Below are 16,486 nucleotides of genomic sequence, written 5' to 3' on the forward strand. Positions count from 1 at the left end.
TTTAAAAATAAGATTTTCTTCTTTTTACAAAACCTAAAGAAGTTGCTATCCTATAGCTGTTCCACAAATTACTTTTCTTTCCCCCGAAGAAAGTTATTCCTTCAAATGGTATGGATATGTGGCGACAACAACATCGCGTTTCATCATGAGCTTCGTTCGTATCATAAGGCTTGTCTGATTGTGCAAGACATTTTCCCATCCTTTTTTAGGAATAAACTGCGGAATGAGCACAGTTAATGAATAATTATCTTGGTCCGCTTTTTGTTTTGCGGTATCAATAAACTTCATCAGCGGTTCGGAGATAGACCTATATGTTGAATATAGGTGGGCAATTCTAACTTCAGGATGGACCCGATTCCACCTTTCAACAAACTCCTTCCCTTGTGTACGGTCTACAGATACATGAACCGCGATGACTGTGTCTCCAATGGATTTAGCATATTTCAATGCGCCTTCAACTACTCTTGTCGTATCTGAAACTGCAACGATGACAGCATTTCCTTTAAAGTCTGGCAAATCAAGATCCATTGACTCATCAACTTTGAGTTGCGGTCCAAGTTTCAAATAGTGACTTCTCGTCCGGTGGAATACATAAATCATAATCGGCAAGAAGATAAAAACTGGCCAAACGGATTCAATTCGAGTTAGAAAAAGTACAATCAAAACGGTAAATGAAATGACTGCGCCAAGCAAATTCGCCGCAAGTTTTTTCTTCCAACCTTCTGATCTTTCTTTCCACCATTTTATAATCATACCGGATTGTGATAGTGTAAATGGGATAAATACCCCGACAGAATACAGTGGGACAAGTAATTCTGTTTTTCCTTTAAATAGAATAATAAGCAAAATAGAGCCAATCGCAAGTGTAATAATTCCATTCGAGTACCCTAAGCGATCACCACGAGCTAAATACATCCGTGGCATATATTTATCCTTAGCTAAATTAAAGGCAAGTAGTGGGAAAGCTGAAAAACCTGTGTTAGCTGCTAGTACTAAAATGAGCGCTGTTGTTGCTTGGATAAAATAAAACATGAAATTGCGTCCAAATACATTTTCAGCAATTTGAGATAACACCGTCACCTTGAGTTCGGGCACTGTTCCGTACATAAAGGCAAGTAAGGTAATCCCTAAAAAGAAAAAACCTAACAGTGAAGCCATAATCGTTAACGTTTTTGCTGCATTTTTAGCTTGCGGTTTTTTAAAGAGCGGTACTGCATTTGAAATAGCTTCAATACCAGTCAAAGATGCAGAACCTGACGCAAATGCCCGTAGTAGTAAAAATACCGTAACGCCTTGTACATGTGTCCCAACTGATGCTGTTTCATGAGTGGCATCGATACCCATTATTAATTTGAATAGACCTGTAAATATTAAAACCACAATGGAAAAAACAAATAGATACACTGGAATTGCTAAAATACTTGCGGATTCTGTGATACCACGCAAATTAATGATAGTTACGATAATAACTAAAACAATAGCAATAGGAACAGCAAATGGAAATAAGGATGGAATTGCAGAGATGATGGCATCTGTACCAGAAGATACACTAACTGCTACCGTTAACATATAATCAACGAGCAGTGAACCACCTGCAATCAAGCCAGCATTTTTTCCTAAGTTTTCCCTAGAGACTACATAAGCCCCACCCCCGTGAGGGTAGGAGTAGATAATTTGTTTGTAGGATAAGTTTAAAGCTAGTAATAAAATGAGCACACAAAGTGCAATTGGAAGCGAGTACCACATTGCTGCTGCGCTCACAGTAACAAGCACAAGCAAAATTTGCTCGGTTCCGTAAGCAATAGATGAAAGTGCATCCGATGATAAAACTGCGAGTGCCTTTAATTTTCCTAATTTTTGCTCCCCTGCTTCTGAACTTTTAAGCGGGCGCCCAATTAATAATCTTTTTAGAGGCGAAGCCATGATTTTCCCTACCTTTTTTAGTTTAATTTAAATAAGCAAAAAACAATATGACAAATTATAGCACAGCTAGCCATAGAAGTAACGCGTTTTTTTTTCAACTTGAAAAAGGACTTGTAGCGTAGCTGAATTTGTACTTCTATACCCTCTTTTCAGTCAAGGAATGCAAATCTAAAAGCTCCGTTATTTTCAGAAAAATGAAACTTTATTTTAGGTATTTACAAATCTGTAAAGTGTTTATATAATAGATTTTGGCTGTAAAATTACTTTTTATTTTGGCCCGTTGGTCAAGCGGTTAAGACACCGCCCTTTCACGGCGGTAACACGGGTTCGAATCCCGTACGGGTCATTGTAATTCTTATTTCTTAAAACTAGCATTATTTAGGAAAATATTATATTATAATGAAGTAACTTTTAATGGAAGTTGTGTTTACATCTGAAATTTTAAAAGAGACTGATATTTGTTGCCTCAACATTCAGATGTGCCTATGCCGACTTAGCTCAATCTGGTAGAGCAACTGAATCGTAATCAGTAGGTTGCGGGTTCAATTCCTGCAGTCGGCATCTTAATATTTGGAGGAGTAGCGAAGTGGCTAAACGCGACGGACTGTAAATCCGTTCCTTAGGGTTCAGTGGTTCGAATCCACTCTCCTCCACCAGTAATGGGCTATAGCCAAGCGGTAAGGCAACGGATTTTGATTCCGTCATGCGCTGGTTCGAATCCAGCTAGCCCAGCCATTTTTGAGCCATTAGCTCAGTTGGTAGAGCATCTGACTTTTAATCAGAGGGTCGATGGTTCGAGCCCATCATGGCTCATCAAGGATGAAAGATTTTTCTTTCATCCTTTTTTCTTACTTTAAACTAAAAAAGGCGAGGTGGTTCAGATGGTTCAAAAGGTCAATCAAAAATATTCATTTTTAATACTTAGTATTATTTGTTATTTACTTTTTCTTTGTCTATGGATTGGCGTAATGTTTCAGCTTTCTTTCATTTCAAAATTGGATAGTACGCTTATTCCTCTTGTTCAAGGAAGCATTACAGATGCAAAAACACACTTTTTTAGGATACTTACGCAATTTGGTGGCACCGTCGCAATGATTATCTTCTCGCTTATAACGGTTATCGTTGTGTGGCGCAAATTAGGTAGTAAAATTGCAATTTGGACGGGAGCAACATTTCTTACGGGGGAGCTTTTGCTTCCACAAATTTTCAAACATATCACTTTACGTCCGCGGCCAGATGAACCGCTTATTCCAATATCTGGCTATAGTTTCCCAAGTGGTCATGCAACTGGTTCCACAACTTTTTATGGTTTTTTAGCCATCTTACTTATTCTTTTTTATCTAAAGAAAAAAAGCAGTAAAATTATTGTCCCTCTCTTATTTGGATTTTTCGTGATACTTGTAATGATTTCTCGTGTGTATTTATCGGTGCATTACCCGAGTGATGTTCTTGCTGGATGTTTGCTTGGTTTAGGGACGATTTTTCTTGCGACCTTCATTTATATAAATGGCAATTTCCGAATTAAAAAGTAGTTCACTTGCCTTATTGACTTCATTTGTCTGACAAGTTACATTAATAACGTAGGAAAAAATTCGAGGTGACATAATGAAAAAAAGCAGATTACTCATTAGTATTGCGGCTTGCTCAGTTCTTCTCTTGTCTAGTTGCGGGGGAGCTCCAAAAGAGGCAAAAAGCGAAACGAGTCAGACAGAGCGCAATTTAGCTTCTAGTCCATATACAAAAACAGAATTCCTCATGGGGACTGTTGTAACGCTTAAAATCTATGATGAAGGGAAAGAAGCCGTTTTAGATAAAGGATTTGACCGAGTTCGTGAACTCGCAAATAAGATTGATGTAAACGATGAGCAGGAAAGAGCATCTGAAATCGATAAAATCAACGCACAAAGCGGCACCTCGCCAGTTAAGGTCGATGATGATATTTTCTATCTCATAAAAGAAGGTATTAAATATAGTGACCAAACTGGTGGGACAAAAGATATTACAATTGGTCCTATTACTTCTCTTTGGCATATTGGTTTTCCTGATGCAAGAAAACCTTCTCAAAGTGAAATTGATGCTAAATTACCACTTATCAACTATAAAAATGTGACATTAAACGAGGATGACAAAACGGTTTATTTAAAAGAAAAAGGTATGCAACTTGATTTAGGTGGTATTGCTAAAGGGTTTATTGCTGATGAAGTTGGGAAAGTATTTAAGGAAAACGGCGTGACAACAGCCATCATCGATTTAGGTGGGAATATTTTACTTCTTGGAGAAAGTCCTAAAGGCGGCGACTGGAATGTTGGTATTCAAGATCCTTTCTCTCCGCGCAATACGATTCTTGGGAAGCTTCCTGAACAAAATAAATCGATTGTTACTTCTGGAATTTATGAACGCTATTTAGAAGTAGACGGTAAAAAATATCACCATTTATTTGATCCTAAAACGGGGTATCCTTTTGATAATGATATTGCAGGTGTTTCAATTATTAGTAAAAAATCAATTACTGGTGATGGGCTTTCCTCTGCTGCTTTCTCAAAAGGCATTAAAGAAGGACTCAACTTTATTGAATCACATGATGGCGTGGAAGCCATTTTCGTAAGTAAAGATAAGAAAGTATATATCACATCTGGCTTAAAAGGAAAATTTGAATTGACCAATGATGATTTTAAGATGGGAAATTAAAAAACAGGAGATTTCTAGCGAAATCTCCTGTTTTTTATGAACCAAAAAGTAAATTTACGTTATGCATATAAAATTGATTGAGTGTTTGATGACATTTTTCAAATTCTTGTTTATCTAACGAATCGATTAGCGTTTCCAAGTAGTTGATTATGCCACAAGCTTGCACATTGAAAAACGCCTGACTATCTTCCTTTTCTAAAGAAATTAAAATATTGATTAAATAGGTTGTATTTTTTTCTAGACTGGGCATTTCTGTATGTTCAATCATGCAACCATAAAAATTACGGATACTTTTTGTAAACACTTCAAAATTTTGTTCACAAACGGCTAGTTTAATTTTCACAAGTTCCTGTTTTAAACAATCAAAACAAACGGGAACATCTTTCTCTTCTAATTTTTGAACGGCGTAATTTAAATTGTAAAAAGTCATTTTCAACCGTGACATGATGCGAAAATCTGCATAGTCCGTTGTATGTACCTTATAATCATAGCTAAGTAAGCCCATTTCCACTAAATTCTCAAGTGCATCCATCGCAAAAGGTCGACAAACATTAAATCTGCGCATGACGTATTCTACTGAAATCTTTTCTTCTCGTTCAAACTTGTGGTTCAAAATATCTTTTTTTAACTCTGCATAAATTTCGTCTGCAACAAAAGTTAATTTTATTCTCATATTATTACCTTCTTCTTTAAAAATCAAAATATTTTGAGCTACTGTTATCATAACGAATTATGCGCTAATTTTTAAATCAATCTTTTCACTATAAAAGGAAAAAATTTACATTATCCATAAATTTATGCAATTCATTCTGTATTTTTTGGTAAAATAGAATATATAGAAAAAAGGAGGGGAATAGATGTCACTCGAATTACAACATGTTACAAAACAATTTGGTCAAAAAATAGCGGTTGATGACCTATCGTTTAAAATCGAACCTGGTGAAATACTTGGTTTAATTGGACAAAACGGGGCTGGCAAGACGACCACTTTCCGACTGGTTTTGCATTTTATCGAGGCAACAAGTGGACAAATTACTTGGGACGGGCAGCCAACCATGAAAATAAATCCGAATTTAATTGGTTATTTGCCTGAAGAACGCGGGCTTTATCCGAATGTAACGATTGAAGACCAGCTTCTTTTTTTCGCTGAACTAAAGGGAATGCGCAGAAAAAATGTTCTGCCTGAAATTGATCGTTGGTTAGATAGAGCTGAAGTTGTTGGTAAAAAAGGCGATTTGGTGAAGACATTATCCAAAGGAAACCAACAAAAAATCCAGCTAATTAGTACGGTCCTGCACAACCCTAAATTGCTTATTTTAGACGAGCCTTTTAGTGGGCTTGATCCTGTAAATGCTGAAATTCTTAAAAGTATTGTCTTTGAAATGAAGGCGCGAGGTACTGCAATTATTTTTTCTAGTCATCGTATGGAGAATGTGGAGGAACTTTGCGATTCCTTAATTATGCTTAAAAAAGGGAAAACTGTCCTACGTGGCGACACGGATTCGGTGAAGTTAAGTTTTGGAAGTAAACGAATTCGCTTAAAATCGCCTTTTTCAAAAGAAGAATTACAACTTTTACCTGGTGTGAAGCAGGTCGAAACAAAACGCGATGGTATTTTACAACTTGAGTTAGCTGATGAATCATTTGCAGAAGCTGTTTTTGAGCATGTAACAAAAGACGGATTTATTCCGATGTTTAGCTTGGAACCGCCAACCCTCGAGGAGCTTTTCAAATGGAAAGCAGGTGAAGAAAATGAGTAAGTTTTGGGTTATTACAAAGCAAGTTTACAAGCGGCGCGTCAAAACGAAGTCATTTCTTTTTTCACTGTTGTTCCCGATTTTAATTGCGGCTTTCATTGCTGGTCTCCCAAAAATTATGGATTATTTTAATCATGATGATATGACTAAAATTGCCGTTTTAAGTGACAATAAGGCTTTTATTACGGCTTTTCAAAAGGATAAGGATTATTTTAAAGTAAAAACGGATGTTAAGACGGAAGACGAAGCGAAAAAAGCTCTCTCGAGCGGCAAACTAGATGGCTATTTGACAGTGGCGGATACGGATGGGCAAATTTCAGCCGTTTATACAACGGAGGAAACAGCAGGTCAGGAAGTGCTATCACGAATTACGTCTGACTTAACTGCTGCAAAGGTTGCGACAAAGGCGGAAAATTATAATATTACGGAAACACAATTACAAGATATTACTTCTCCTGTGCCAGTCAAAAATCATGTTGAATCAACTGACCAACTGACGAATAAACAAAAAGAAGTTATGAGTGCCGCCATCTTAGTTTTAACCCTTATCATTTTTATTTTTGTTGTAAGCTATGCAAATATTGTAGCATCTGAAATTGCAACGGAAAAAGGCACGCGCATTATGGAAGTCATTTTATCGAGCGTTTCTGCAACAACGCATCTACTTGCTAAGCTTACTGCCATTGTTTTAATGCTTCTCACACAAATTGGCTTCTATGTCGTGGCGTCGCTTTTTGTGATGCTCGGGATGAAAAATACGGATGTTGTGCAAAATATTTTAGATCAATTAGCGGCATTCCCAACCTACTATTTAATCCTAAATCTGCTCTTTATTTTATTTGGTCTACTGCTTTACATTATTTTATCCGCGATGGTCGGTTCGATGGTGCCAAACGTCGAAACGGTTGCACAGTTTATTTATCCCCTTACGATGCTCTCGATTCTTGGCTATTGGGGTTCGATTGCTGCAAGTAACGTTCCAGACAACATTCTTGTCATTATTGGCTCATACATTCCGATGTTCTCTCCAATGATGATGCTTGCGCGCATGGATTTACTCTCTGTTTCAAACACGGGCATTCTCATCTCGCTTGGCATTTTAATCCTTACAACAGCTCTCTCCTTCCTGCTTACACTCAAATTGTATAAAGGAAACGTGCTGCTTTACTCAAATGATGGACTCATTAAAACATTAAGAAAATCTTTTTCTTATGCTAAAAAATTAAATTAGAAGGTGACACGATTTGGAAATTAGACATTCAAAAAAAGAAGATGCGGCGTCAATGATGGCGCTCGAACATTTAGTTTGGACGGCTGGAACTACACCTAGTAAGATTCATTTTGACTCCCCCGCCGATTATTTAGCGAAAAACCCTGCTGGCGACAAATTTGTGGCAGTTAACGGGGACCAAGTGGTGGGTATTCTCGGGTACCACTCTCCGATTCCGCTACCGTCCAATAAACATGTGGCAACACTTGACATTGCAGTACATCCAGACTACCAAAAACAAGGTATCGCAAAGCAATTGATGGCTTTTCTAAAAGAAACCGCCAAAAAAGAAGGCTACACAAAACTTCAACTACGCGTCCTCTCTAAAAATGAGAAAGCGATTCGTTTCTATACAAAAAACGGCTTTCACCTGGAAGGACGTCTAGAGAAAGAATTTTTGCTAGACGGGGAATATGTAGACGATATAATTATGGCGTATTTTTTGTAGGGAGAAACTCTTTTTCCTAATACAAAAATTCATTTGGTTTATGATGAAGACGAGCCTGATAAGGAGTGAATAGGGATAGAAAAAGAGAAATATTTTCCTGTTTTAGGATTTGTTTCTCTTTTTTAGTCCAACTATTCTTTGGCTCCTATAATGGAATTATGGACAAATTGTCAGATATCATTCTATAAAAGGAGTTTTTTAGATGACAAATAAAAAGAATGTAAAATCATATACCCCTGAATTTAAGGTGTCTATTGTGGCACTTTATCAGGTCGGACGGTCTGCCAGTTCCTTAGTTCGAGAATATCAGATTAGTGTGTCCATGGTAACGAAATGAGTTCATCAAGCCAATCCTACACATGAACAAACGATATCCTTACGTGAACAAGCCCTTCTAAAAGAAAATCAGTGATTAAAGGAAGAAAAGGATGCTTTTTTCAAGTCATACGCACAAAAAAGAGGTGCTTTCTATGACATCTATTGTATTCTAGGGATGAGCAGCTAGAAGAAGAAAAAAACTATTTATTCATATTTTTTGTCCCAATTCTTGGCATAGAAGCCCTTTTGTTAGCTATTCGTAACTTGATGAGTTTGGAACATAATTAGACTTTGTTCCAAAAAAGGCAAATAGACAAGTAAAAATCCAGTAATTATCCCATTTTAAAAATGGATATGACTGGATTTTTGCTTATTTTTTATTTATGTCCCAGACTCTTCGATAACTTTATGTTTCCTAGCTGAATAACTGTACAATACATACAATTAGCTATTGGCAACTTGATTAGTGAGTGCTTGCTTATTATAGTCAAGGCTTTATCACTTGATTACTAGGCTTATGATAAAGCGTCTTTTTATTTAAAAAATATTTTCTTCTAAAGCATATTGATATTTTAGTTTATCTCCATCAAATACATACAATCTTTTACACACAGGGCATCTCCAAACATCTAATTTTGGAAATGGTATATCCATAGAATCAATCATTCCTAAATTAGTTAACTCATCCCATTCCTTATCTGTATATACCCGTAGCTCTATGTCATTTGGAGACATACCATTGGACAAAATTTCTCCACATTTACATTGAAATCTCATATATCATACTCCTCCTATTCTGCACCTCCTAATAGTTAAAAAAATCTTCAATTTTAGTATATCCTTTATACGGTAACTCTACTTTTTCAATAAGCACATCACTAAACTTAAGCTCCTTAGCTGCACGTAATCTATGGTGCCCATCTACCACATACTTTTTGCCATTATAAATTTCTCAATATTGGTGGTCGCCTATTCGATTTAAATAGGCTTTTATATTTATTTAGCGTATAACGTGGAGAAACAAAAATCGAGAAATATTTCCTTCGTTAAAATTTGTTTCCCGATTTATTGTTTCACATATTGAACTAGATTTGCGATAAATCCACATCAAGCTTGATTTGTTCTAGTTTAGATAGAGTGCTAATTATTTTGGCACAAACGTTTTTGTAATATGAGTAAAGAGATGGGGAATATCAGAAACTCCATCCTCACACAATTCTTTGTATTCTTGGTTAGAAAAATAATCTTTTTCAGATAGCGTTTCCCCCCTATTATGCAGTTCTCTTTCCATTTCATACAGCTTTTCCGGGCAAAGTAAATAATTTTTTATTTTTTTTCCATAAAAGCTCTTAAAAACAGTCCATTTAATTTTACCCTGAAAGGATTCCACACTTTCTCTTAATTCATCATATAATGTTTTATCTATATCTTTCACAAACCTAAAAACTAGTACTGGCACTCTATGATAAATATCTCCCTCTACATACATGTTATATTTGATTTGCTCAATTGGAAAATTCTCCTTCAGATAATCTGCTATTAATGTTGCATTACTCATACATATACTCCTTTCCTAAAAAATAATTTAATGTTTAGTAATATCAATACCGTCCGGATTCCATTTTTTAATCTTTTTGAAATAGCTTTTCTCCAAAATAGGAGCGTCACTATATCTCGGATCATATATATACTTTCCATCCGAATATACAGAATGATACTCAAATTTTTCTGTTTGACCATATTCTTTAATATTTACCCCACCAGATTTTGATTTTATTTCATATATATTCCCTTTATTTCCAGAAGCTTCATACAAATCTTCTGCTATCTCTGAGCAATCATAAGAGTTCACATAATCCTTATAGAATTTTTTATTATTAGCTATTTCATTCATAACATTTTTATTTCCTTGTACTGTAACGATACTACGTCCCCTATACATCACACTTCCGCTAATTGCCGCCAAACTCAAACCCACGCCCGTGATCGCATCCATCACGCCTGCTTCAGATAGTTTTCCTTCCCAGTCTTCCACATAGGCTGAAGCCTGTAATATTTTCCCTGCTGCACCGGAATATACTTTTCCGTCCATGTAATACGTTTTATTTTGCCACGATTTCATGATTTTTTCGTTGAGTTCATCTAACGTTAGTATAGTATATTTATCCTTCGCTTGGTAGTCGCCTGTTCGTTTTAAATACGCTTCAAGTTCGCGGTTCGGGACACGGACGCCGTCTTTCTCCAAAAGCCACATCACTTGCTCTTTTCCATTTGAATCGGTATAAGGCACCTTGAACAAGAGATAGCCTTCCAACTGGGCTTCACGTTTTGGATCTATCCCGCGCGCTTCATTCAGCGACTGCTGCAAGCGTTGCATCGCCGACATAAAGGTTTTCGCGACACTGTACATGCCTGTTTCTGCGTTAAAGTGTACTTGATTTTGGAGCGCATCCACTGCACGCTGCACAGCGTGCACAAGCTCACGAAACGGGGCGAAAAAATGCGTATGACTTTGTTCAAAGGCGATGTATTTCTCGAGTATCTTTTCTTCCTCCATCACTTCGTAAAGTTGCATCGAATAGGTTTGTTGCTGACCTTGCAACGTTGTCCCCATACCACCGCCCATTGATTGTGCGAGTCGCTCTTTTTCCCGCTTTAGCCGCCGCACGTCCGCCATCACATCCTGCAACAGCTCCGCATCAATATATGTATCTGGCGTGGCATCAACTTGGCTATAAAAATCTTGTATGTACTGCGCGAGTAGCGCCTCACTCATATCCATGGCTTGCAAAACGGTGTCCACCAGGGGCATATAACTTGCTTCAAAATAGGCTTTTGATGCCTCGACTGCCTTCCCCGAAACACGCGATTCCTTCGTATAACCGATAACCGCCTGTTGAAATGCCTTCAGCCACGTGCGCGCCTCCGCATTGGAGGTTTGAAGCGTCACTAAAAAAGCCTTCACTTCCAAAATGGCAATCCGACTCATTATCCTCATCCCTTCTGAATTTTTATCTGTAATATCATTATACCAAACAGAAAGATGTTAGAATGTGTATATTTTTCGAACTTTAACACAGAAAGAGGCCTCAAAATCCGGGAATTGAGGCCAATAAAATATATGTTTTTGGGAAGCTTTATTTTTTAAATAACAAGTATATAAAATACGGGCTGCCGATGATTGAAATGATGATACCTGCTGGCAAATCGAATGGTTTTGCGATGGTGTCGGCAATTAAAAATAGTTCTGCACCGATGAGCATGGCAACGGGCATGAAGAAACGATGTTTTGGGCCGACTAGTGATTTTGCGATATGTGGACCAATCAAGCCAAGGAAAGTAATCGCACCAGTAATTGATACGGTTACGGCAGCAAAGACAACGGCAATTCCAATGAAAAGAATGCGCCAAATACCTGCCCGTAAACCTAAATTAATTATCGTATTTTCATCCAAAGTTAAAAGGTCTAATTTATGGTTGTATAAAAAGAGTATGGGGACGAAAATGATGAGCACCGAAAGCATCAACCAAACATACGGCCAGTCAACTCCCCAAATTGAGCCAGACAGCCATTTTGCTAGAAAATCTACTTTTTCGCGGTTTGCAGAAGACATGAGGACGACCATGAGTCCGCTCATTGCAAAGGAAAAGCCAATTCCGTTTAGGATGAGATACTTAGGATTATTGCGTGACAAGACAATGATGAGTAATGCTGTCATCAGTCCGCCAATGACCCCTGCAAGTGGCAACATCAAATTGATACTCGCTGCTCCAAATGGCATAAATAGGAAAAATATTGCCACGCCGACACCCGCGCCTGAATTGACGCCGATAATTCCGGGATCGGCTAAATCATTTTTCATGAGTGTTTGAAGCAAGCTGCCGGATAAGACAAGCGCCATGCCGCCAAAAAGAACGATAAGTAATCGTGGCAATCGTAACTCGAATAAAACGAAATTCTCGAGCATTTCGCCTTGCCCCGTTAAAACAGCAAAGAGACGTGAAATTGGTAACGCGTCTGTGCCGATTGTTAAATTGAACAATGCCGTTACAATTAGAAGGGCGATCCCGGCACAAAAAACAATAGCAAAACGGGATTTTTTCATCCTTTTAGTCCCCCTCTCACGATGTAAATAAAGAATGGCAAACCGATGACAGATAAAATGGCCACAATGGGAATTTCAAAGGGTGGATTAAGGGTGCGGCTTAGCGTATCTGCGATTAGCAAAAATAATGCGCCAACGAGTGCTGACATTGGCAGTATGTATTTATAATTTACGCCTACTATAAAGCGCGCGAAATGCGGGACAATGAGACCAACAAAGGCCACTTCACCGATTAGCGCAACAGACGCACCTGTTAAAATGGCAACGAACAAAAACAAAGTGAGCCGCATTCGATCAACCGAAATACCAAGCCCAACAGCAACCTCATCGCTCATCGTTAGGATTCCGATTTGTTTTGAAAAAAACAGCGTCACAAGAAGCGCCAAGAGAATAACCGGAGCAATTAAAATCACCTCGTGAAAAGTTGTTCCTACAAGGCCTCCGGACGTCCACATATTCATTTCTTTGGACGTTTTAAACAAAATATTTATCGCACTAGCAATTGCAGTAAGAAACGCTGAAATGGCCGCACCTGCGAGGACGATTTTGTAAATATTCCCCTGTTTGCTAATCGCTAGAACGAAAAGTGTCCCGAGAGCCGCCCCGAGGAAAGAAGCGAGCATTTTCCCGGGGAAAGCTAAGGTTGGCATGAACGCAATGACGAGCGCTAAGCTCAAATTGCCACCTGCTGATACGCCTAAAAGCCCTGGATCGGCTAGCGGATTTCGCGTGACTGCTTGCATAATACTCCCGGACACCCCGAGTGCTGCGCCAATCAGAATTGCCGCGATGTTCCGCGGCAATCTAAGTTCATATAGGGTTGTAATTTCTTTTTGATGTTGCGCGTTAAAAAAGCCATCAAAGAGGAAGCCAAATGAATAATGGACGGATCCAAAAGATAGGGCGAGACCAAATGCGCCAATTAGCAGTAAAAGTACGAGTATAAATCTGGACCAAATCGGCATTTTGAAATACATGTGAACCCACCTTTTCTATTTTCCTAAAAAGTAATCTTGAAATGTTTTTAATTGGAACTCTAATGTTAATGCATCGTTAAAGTAAAATTCATTTGCTTTCACTTGTAAAACATGATTATTTTTTACTGCGGGAATCTCTTTATATGTTGTTGTGCTCATAAAAGAGGCATCCTGACCTTCTGTTTTACTTAGCACCATGTAATCACCGGTATATTTTCCAAGTTCTTCAGGTGAAACCGCATAGTAACCAGCTTTTAATGCAGCATCTTTTACAGTTTGTGGCATTTCGAGTTTCATTGCTTGATATAAGATTTCTGTCCCTCGTCCCCAATTATCGCCAAACACATATAGTTGTTTATCAAAATTTTCAGCAACGGAAATGGTTGTATCCGCACCAATTTTATCTTTAATTTCTTGACCGGTTGCTTCAGCGCGTTTTTCAAAATCAGCTGCCCAATCAGTCGCTTCTTTTTCCTTATTCACAACTTTACCAATTTCAATATGTTGCTGTAAATAATCATTTTTACCATACGTAAAAGTCACAAGTGGCGCAATTTTTTTCAGTTTGTCTTGGTTTTTAGAAGTGCTTGCCCCGATAATTAAATCTGGTTTTAAAGCAATAATCTCTTCCACGTTTTCCTCAGAAATTTCTTTCGCGTTTTTTAAACCGTCTTTAAAATTCGGATTTTGGAAACTGTAAGAATCCGCGCCAACAATTGGAATTCCGAGTTGAATCAAATCCCCCGTGTAACCAGTTAATACGACCACACGCTTCGGATTTTGAGGAACTTTTATATCCCCATTTTCCGACTTATATGTAATGGTTTTACTCTCATTTGCCTTTGAATCTGCTTTATCTGAATCGCTAGCACTGCACGCAGCAAGAGCCAGCGTTAAAATAAGAAGCATACTAAATAAAACTTTTTTCATGTTTTTACCCCTTTTTCTTTTAAAATTCGAGACTGATAATCATTCTCATTTATATTTATCATAATCGAATTTTACAAAGCTGTCAATCTTTTTCAATATAAATAATAGTACGTAAGGCGCACTTTAATGCCAATTTTTCCCAAAAAGCAATCTTTCGACTTATTTTACTTATAAAGCGTTTACAAATACGGGAAACGGATATAATATAGTAACAAAAGAAAGAGAGGCGTTGCGAATGAAAGATTTTTTAATTCATTACGCACACATCGCATAAAATCGCTTCTACGAAAAAAAAGTGTGTGTACAAGCTGATTTTTTCAGCTTTGTCATATGCCGGTAACGTCTGATGGATGGTGTTTCGAACTTGGATGCAGGAGGAAGGCGATGGTGAATAGCCGCGACTAAGACCAAAGTTCAATTCGGAAACGACTTGAGAAACGGATTTTCGTTACGTCAATTGCTTCAATTTTAAACTTGAAGCAGATGAATACAGTATCGTATATTTAAAAGATGGCGAGATGTTAAGTAGCTACCTTATGATGTTCATCATTCGGTCAAGAGTCAGGGAACATGAAAATTAACTTTTTTCCCAACTATTGGATTGTGTGACAAGATTCCAATTAGTAAGGCTCCACTTCTCTACTTGCATAATCAAAATCTAACCGTTATTTTTACTCAAGTGAAAATGTTTAAACAGAAACATCGGGCAAACCGGCCATCAGGTGAGTGGCAAGACAACTCATCGGTAAAACCCCCTATACGAAATGTATAGGGGGTTTTATGTTGCACATTTATTCTAATTCGATTTTCAAATCACCTGTTCGAAGTTTTTCATTTCGCAATAAAATCGGACGAACGATAAGAGCTACAACTGCTGGAAAAATAACGGCGACAAGAACGAACGCTAGGAATGTTTCGATTCCGTAATTAGCGATAAGGTAGAGCGGCGCAACAAGCGCACATAAGCCCATGCCAGCAATTTCTGCTGTGGCATGTAAGTTAAAAACGAGGACACCAATGGGACCAGCGACTAGGGCCGTTAAAAGTGGTATGAACATGAGGCTTGGCTTTCGAATAATATTTGCTGTTTGCAGTTTTGGTGTGATGATAAGTTGGGCAAAAAAGCCGCCCCAATTGTTGTCGCGAAAACTTAAAATGGCAAATGAGGCAAATTGAACGCTACAGCCTATTAATGCGGCGGCGCTTGCGGTTGGGTCTAATTGGAGTGCAATGGCTAGTGCGGCGGATGATGCTGGACTTAAAATAAGAAGCCCAAAAACAGCAGCAATCACCATTGAGGAAATAAGCGGTGAACCAGACACGAGTGACGTTATAAAACCGCTTGCGGTCACTAAAATTGGCGTCATAATTTTTGCAAAAAGAATCCCTGAAAGCCCTCCTGCTAAAAGAGAAACGGCTGGGATGACAATCATGTCAAACTTTGTTTTTCCAGTAACCCGTTTTCCTGCCCAAACAGCGACAAGGACGGCTAAAATGGCTCCCACTGGCTCACCGCCTGCGATTGCAAAACTACCATTTTCAAGCGCTAAAATACCGCCGCCCCCGATAACTGCAGAGGCAGCAGCGCTAATGACAACGAGTGTATTTGCTTTTAGACAAATGGCAATTCCAATACCTAAACCCGGAATTAACATATTTTTTCCAATTGCACCAATTTTCACAAGAAAATCGAGACCTACTAAATTTCCGATGGTTTGTAGTAATAATCCCATACCAAGTGTAACTAAAACAGCGTTTGCGATTCCCATCGATGCTTTGTAAGAACGGTCAACAAAATACTCTTTCATTCTAAAATACCCCTTTTTCCTTAGATAGACGACTTATCACGCCAGTCTTTTATTACTTCTTTCACATTATAAGGGTTTTTCTTAAAAAAAGCTAACTTTAAGTGTCTTGTCACCTGTTTTGCATATTGGATCTGCTCGCCAAATAAAACTTTAACTTGGTACACAACAATAAATTAGGCTTTAATCTTATATCTTTTTATTTTAAAGGAACATTAAAAATGGAATTGCAAGCAGACTCGCAATTCCCATCTCAATTTACTT

14 protein-coding genes and 5 tRNA genes are annotated in these 16,486 nt (G+C 38.0%); 10 read left to right on the forward strand and 9 right to left on the reverse strand.

Annotation, left to right across the window (positions count from 1 at the left end):
- Window positions 1–93: 93 nt before the first annotated feature.
- Complete coding sequence (locus R8923_RS05085; protein ID WP_485871686.1) at window positions 94–1,923, reverse strand: APC family permease; 1,830 nt, start codon at window positions 1,921–1,923, stop codon at window positions 94–96.
- A gap of 274 nt (window positions 1,924–2,197) precedes the next feature.
- Between R8923_RS05085 and R8923_RS05090 the strand changes: the two genes are divergently transcribed.
- From R8923_RS05090 to R8923_RS05120, 7 genes are all read left to right on the forward strand, one after another.
- Window positions 2,198–2,269 (forward strand) — tRNA-Glu (locus R8923_RS05090).
- 141 nt (window positions 2,270–2,410) lie between these two features.
- Window positions 2,411–2,484 (forward strand) — tRNA-Thr (locus R8923_RS05095).
- A gap of 11 nt (window positions 2,485–2,495) precedes the next feature.
- Window positions 2,496–2,579: transfer RNA gene (locus R8923_RS05100), tRNA-Tyr, on the forward strand.
- A gap of 4 nt (window positions 2,580–2,583) precedes the next feature.
- Window positions 2,584–2,658: transfer RNA gene (locus R8923_RS05105), tRNA-Gln, on the forward strand.
- Between the two features lie 5 nt (window positions 2,659–2,663).
- A tRNA-Lys gene (locus R8923_RS05110) sits at window positions 2,664–2,736 on the forward strand.
- A gap of 68 nt (window positions 2,737–2,804) precedes the next feature.
- Window positions 2,805–3,455, forward strand: a complete 651-nt coding sequence (locus R8923_RS05115; protein WP_485871687.1) for a phosphatase PAP2 family protein — start codon at window positions 2,805–2,807, stop codon at window positions 3,453–3,455.
- 73 nt (window positions 3,456–3,528) lie between these two features.
- Window positions 3,529–4,611, forward strand: coding sequence for an FAD:protein FMN transferase (locus tag R8923_RS05120; protein WP_485871688.1), 1,083 nt, complete (start codon window positions 3,529–3,531; stop codon window positions 4,609–4,611).
- Between the two features lie 34 nt (window positions 4,612–4,645).
- On the opposite strand, the gene R8923_RS05125 is transcribed toward R8923_RS05120, so the two are convergent.
- Window positions 4,646–5,284 (reverse strand): GntR family transcriptional regulator, encoded by a 639-nt coding sequence (locus R8923_RS05125; protein ID WP_485871689.1) that lies wholly within the window; start codon window positions 5,282–5,284, stop codon window positions 4,646–4,648.
- A gap of 184 nt (window positions 5,285–5,468) precedes the next feature.
- Here R8923_RS05125 and R8923_RS05130 point away from each other — a divergent pair, with 184 nt between their 5' ends.
- From R8923_RS05130 to R8923_RS05140, 3 genes are read left to right on the forward strand one after another with little or no spacing between them, the layout of a single operon-like run.
- Entirely contained in the window at window positions 5,469–6,371 is a 903-nt protein-coding gene (locus tag R8923_RS05130) for an ABC transporter ATP-binding protein (RefSeq protein ID WP_485871690.1), read from the forward strand.
- Complete coding sequence (locus R8923_RS05135; protein WP_485871691.1) at window positions 6,364–7,599, forward strand: ABC transporter permease; 1,236 nt, start codon at window positions 6,364–6,366, stop codon at window positions 7,597–7,599. The genes R8923_RS05130 and R8923_RS05135 overlap by 8 nt, the downstream gene beginning before the upstream one ends.
- A gap of 13 nt (window positions 7,600–7,612) precedes the next feature.
- Window positions 7,613–8,086 (forward strand): GNAT family N-acetyltransferase, encoded by a 474-nt coding sequence (locus tag R8923_RS05140; protein WP_485871692.1) that lies wholly within the window; start codon window positions 7,613–7,615, stop codon window positions 8,084–8,086.
- Between the two features lie 855 nt (window positions 8,087–8,941).
- On the opposite strand, the gene R8923_RS05145 is transcribed toward R8923_RS05140, so the two are convergent.
- From R8923_RS05145 to R8923_RS05175, 7 genes are all read right to left on the reverse strand, one after another.
- Window positions 8,942–9,181, reverse strand: a complete 240-nt coding sequence (locus R8923_RS05145) for a hypothetical protein (RefSeq protein WP_485871693.1) — start codon at window positions 9,179–9,181, stop codon at window positions 8,942–8,944.
- 367 nt (window positions 9,182–9,548) lie between these two features.
- A complete protein-coding gene (locus R8923_RS05150; protein ID WP_485871694.1) occupies window positions 9,549–9,962 on the reverse strand; it encodes a hypothetical protein in 414 nt (137 codons plus the stop codon).
- A gap of 27 nt (window positions 9,963–9,989) precedes the next feature.
- Window positions 9,990–11,393, reverse strand: coding sequence for a T7SS effector LXG polymorphic toxin (locus R8923_RS05155; protein ID WP_485871695.1), 1,404 nt, complete (start codon window positions 11,391–11,393; stop codon window positions 9,990–9,992).
- Window positions 11,394–11,541: 148 nt separating this feature from the next.
- Window positions 11,542–12,510 carry a FecCD family ABC transporter permease gene (locus tag R8923_RS05160; RefSeq protein ID WP_485871696.1) on the reverse strand — a complete coding sequence of 323 codons (969 nt, stop codon included), beginning with the start codon at window positions 12,508–12,510 and terminating at the stop codon, window positions 11,542–11,544.
- The gene (locus tag R8923_RS05165) at window positions 12,507–13,487 is read right to left on the reverse strand and encodes a FecCD family ABC transporter permease (protein WP_485871697.1); all 981 of its coding nucleotides are present in this window, start codon (window positions 13,485–13,487) and stop codon (window positions 12,507–12,509) included. The genes R8923_RS05160 and R8923_RS05165 overlap by 4 nt, the downstream gene beginning before the upstream one ends.
- Before the next feature lie 15 nt (window positions 13,488–13,502).
- Window positions 13,503–14,417, reverse strand: coding sequence for an iron-hydroxamate ABC transporter substrate-binding protein (locus tag R8923_RS05170; protein WP_485871698.1), 915 nt, complete (start codon window positions 14,415–14,417; stop codon window positions 13,503–13,505).
- A gap of 791 nt (window positions 14,418–15,208) precedes the next feature.
- On the reverse strand, window positions 15,209–16,225 hold the full coding sequence (locus R8923_RS05175; RefSeq protein ID WP_485871699.1) for a PTS sugar transporter subunit IIC: 1,017 nt from the start codon (window positions 16,223–16,225) through the stop codon (window positions 15,209–15,211).
- Window positions 16,226–16,486 lie beyond the last annotated feature (261 nt).

The organism is Listeria tempestatis (assembly GCF_963575625.1).
Lineage (GTDB): Bacteria > Bacillota > Bacilli > Lactobacillales > Listeriaceae > Listeria > Listeria tempestatis.

What these genes read in the sequence shown, in the direction of transcription:
- R8923_RS05085 (WP_485871686.1), bottom strand. Translation starts at nt 1,923, where the DNA reads ATGGCTTCGCCTCTAAAAAGATTATTAATTGGGCGCCCGCTTAAAAGT.
- R8923_RS05115 (WP_485871687.1), top strand. Translation starts at nt 2,805, where the DNA reads ATGGTTCAAAAGGTCAATCAAAAATATTCATTTTTAATACTTAGTATT.
- R8923_RS05120 (WP_485871688.1), top strand. Translation starts at nt 3,529, where the DNA reads ATGAAAAAAAGCAGATTACTCATTAGTATTGCGGCTTGCTCAGTTCTT.
- R8923_RS05125 (WP_485871689.1), bottom strand. Translation starts at nt 5,284, where the DNA reads ATGAGAATAAAATTAACTTTTGTTGCAGACGAAATTTATGCAGAGTTA.
- R8923_RS05130 (WP_485871690.1), top strand. Translation starts at nt 5,469, where the DNA reads ATGTCACTCGAATTACAACATGTTACAAAACAATTTGGTCAAAAAATA.
- R8923_RS05135 (WP_485871691.1), top strand. Translation starts at nt 6,364, where the DNA reads ATGAGTAAGTTTTGGGTTATTACAAAGCAAGTTTACAAGCGGCGCGTC.
- R8923_RS05145 (WP_485871693.1), bottom strand. Translation starts at nt 9,181, where the DNA reads ATGAGATTTCAATGTAAATGTGGAGAAATTTTGTCCAATGGTATGTCT.
- R8923_RS05150 (WP_485871694.1), bottom strand. Translation starts at nt 9,962, where the DNA reads ATGAGTAATGCAACATTAATAGCAGATTATCTGAAGGAGAATTTTCCA.
- R8923_RS05155 (WP_485871695.1), bottom strand. Translation starts at nt 11,393, where the DNA reads ATGAGTCGGATTGCCATTTTGGAAGTGAAGGCTTTTTTAGTGACGCTT.
- R8923_RS05160 (WP_485871696.1), bottom strand. Translation starts at nt 12,510, where the DNA reads ATGAAAAAATCCCGTTTTGCTATTGTTTTTTGTGCCGGGATCGCCCTT.
- R8923_RS05165 (WP_485871697.1), bottom strand. Translation starts at nt 13,487, where the DNA reads ATGTATTTCAAAATGCCGATTTGGTCCAGATTTATACTCGTACTTTTA.
- R8923_RS05170 (WP_485871698.1), bottom strand. Translation starts at nt 14,417, where the DNA reads ATGAAAAAAGTTTTATTTAGTATGCTTCTTATTTTAACGCTGGCTCTT.
- R8923_RS05175 (WP_485871699.1), bottom strand. Translation starts at nt 16,225, where the DNA reads ATGAAAGAGTATTTTGTTGACCGTTCTTACAAAGCATCGATGGGAATC.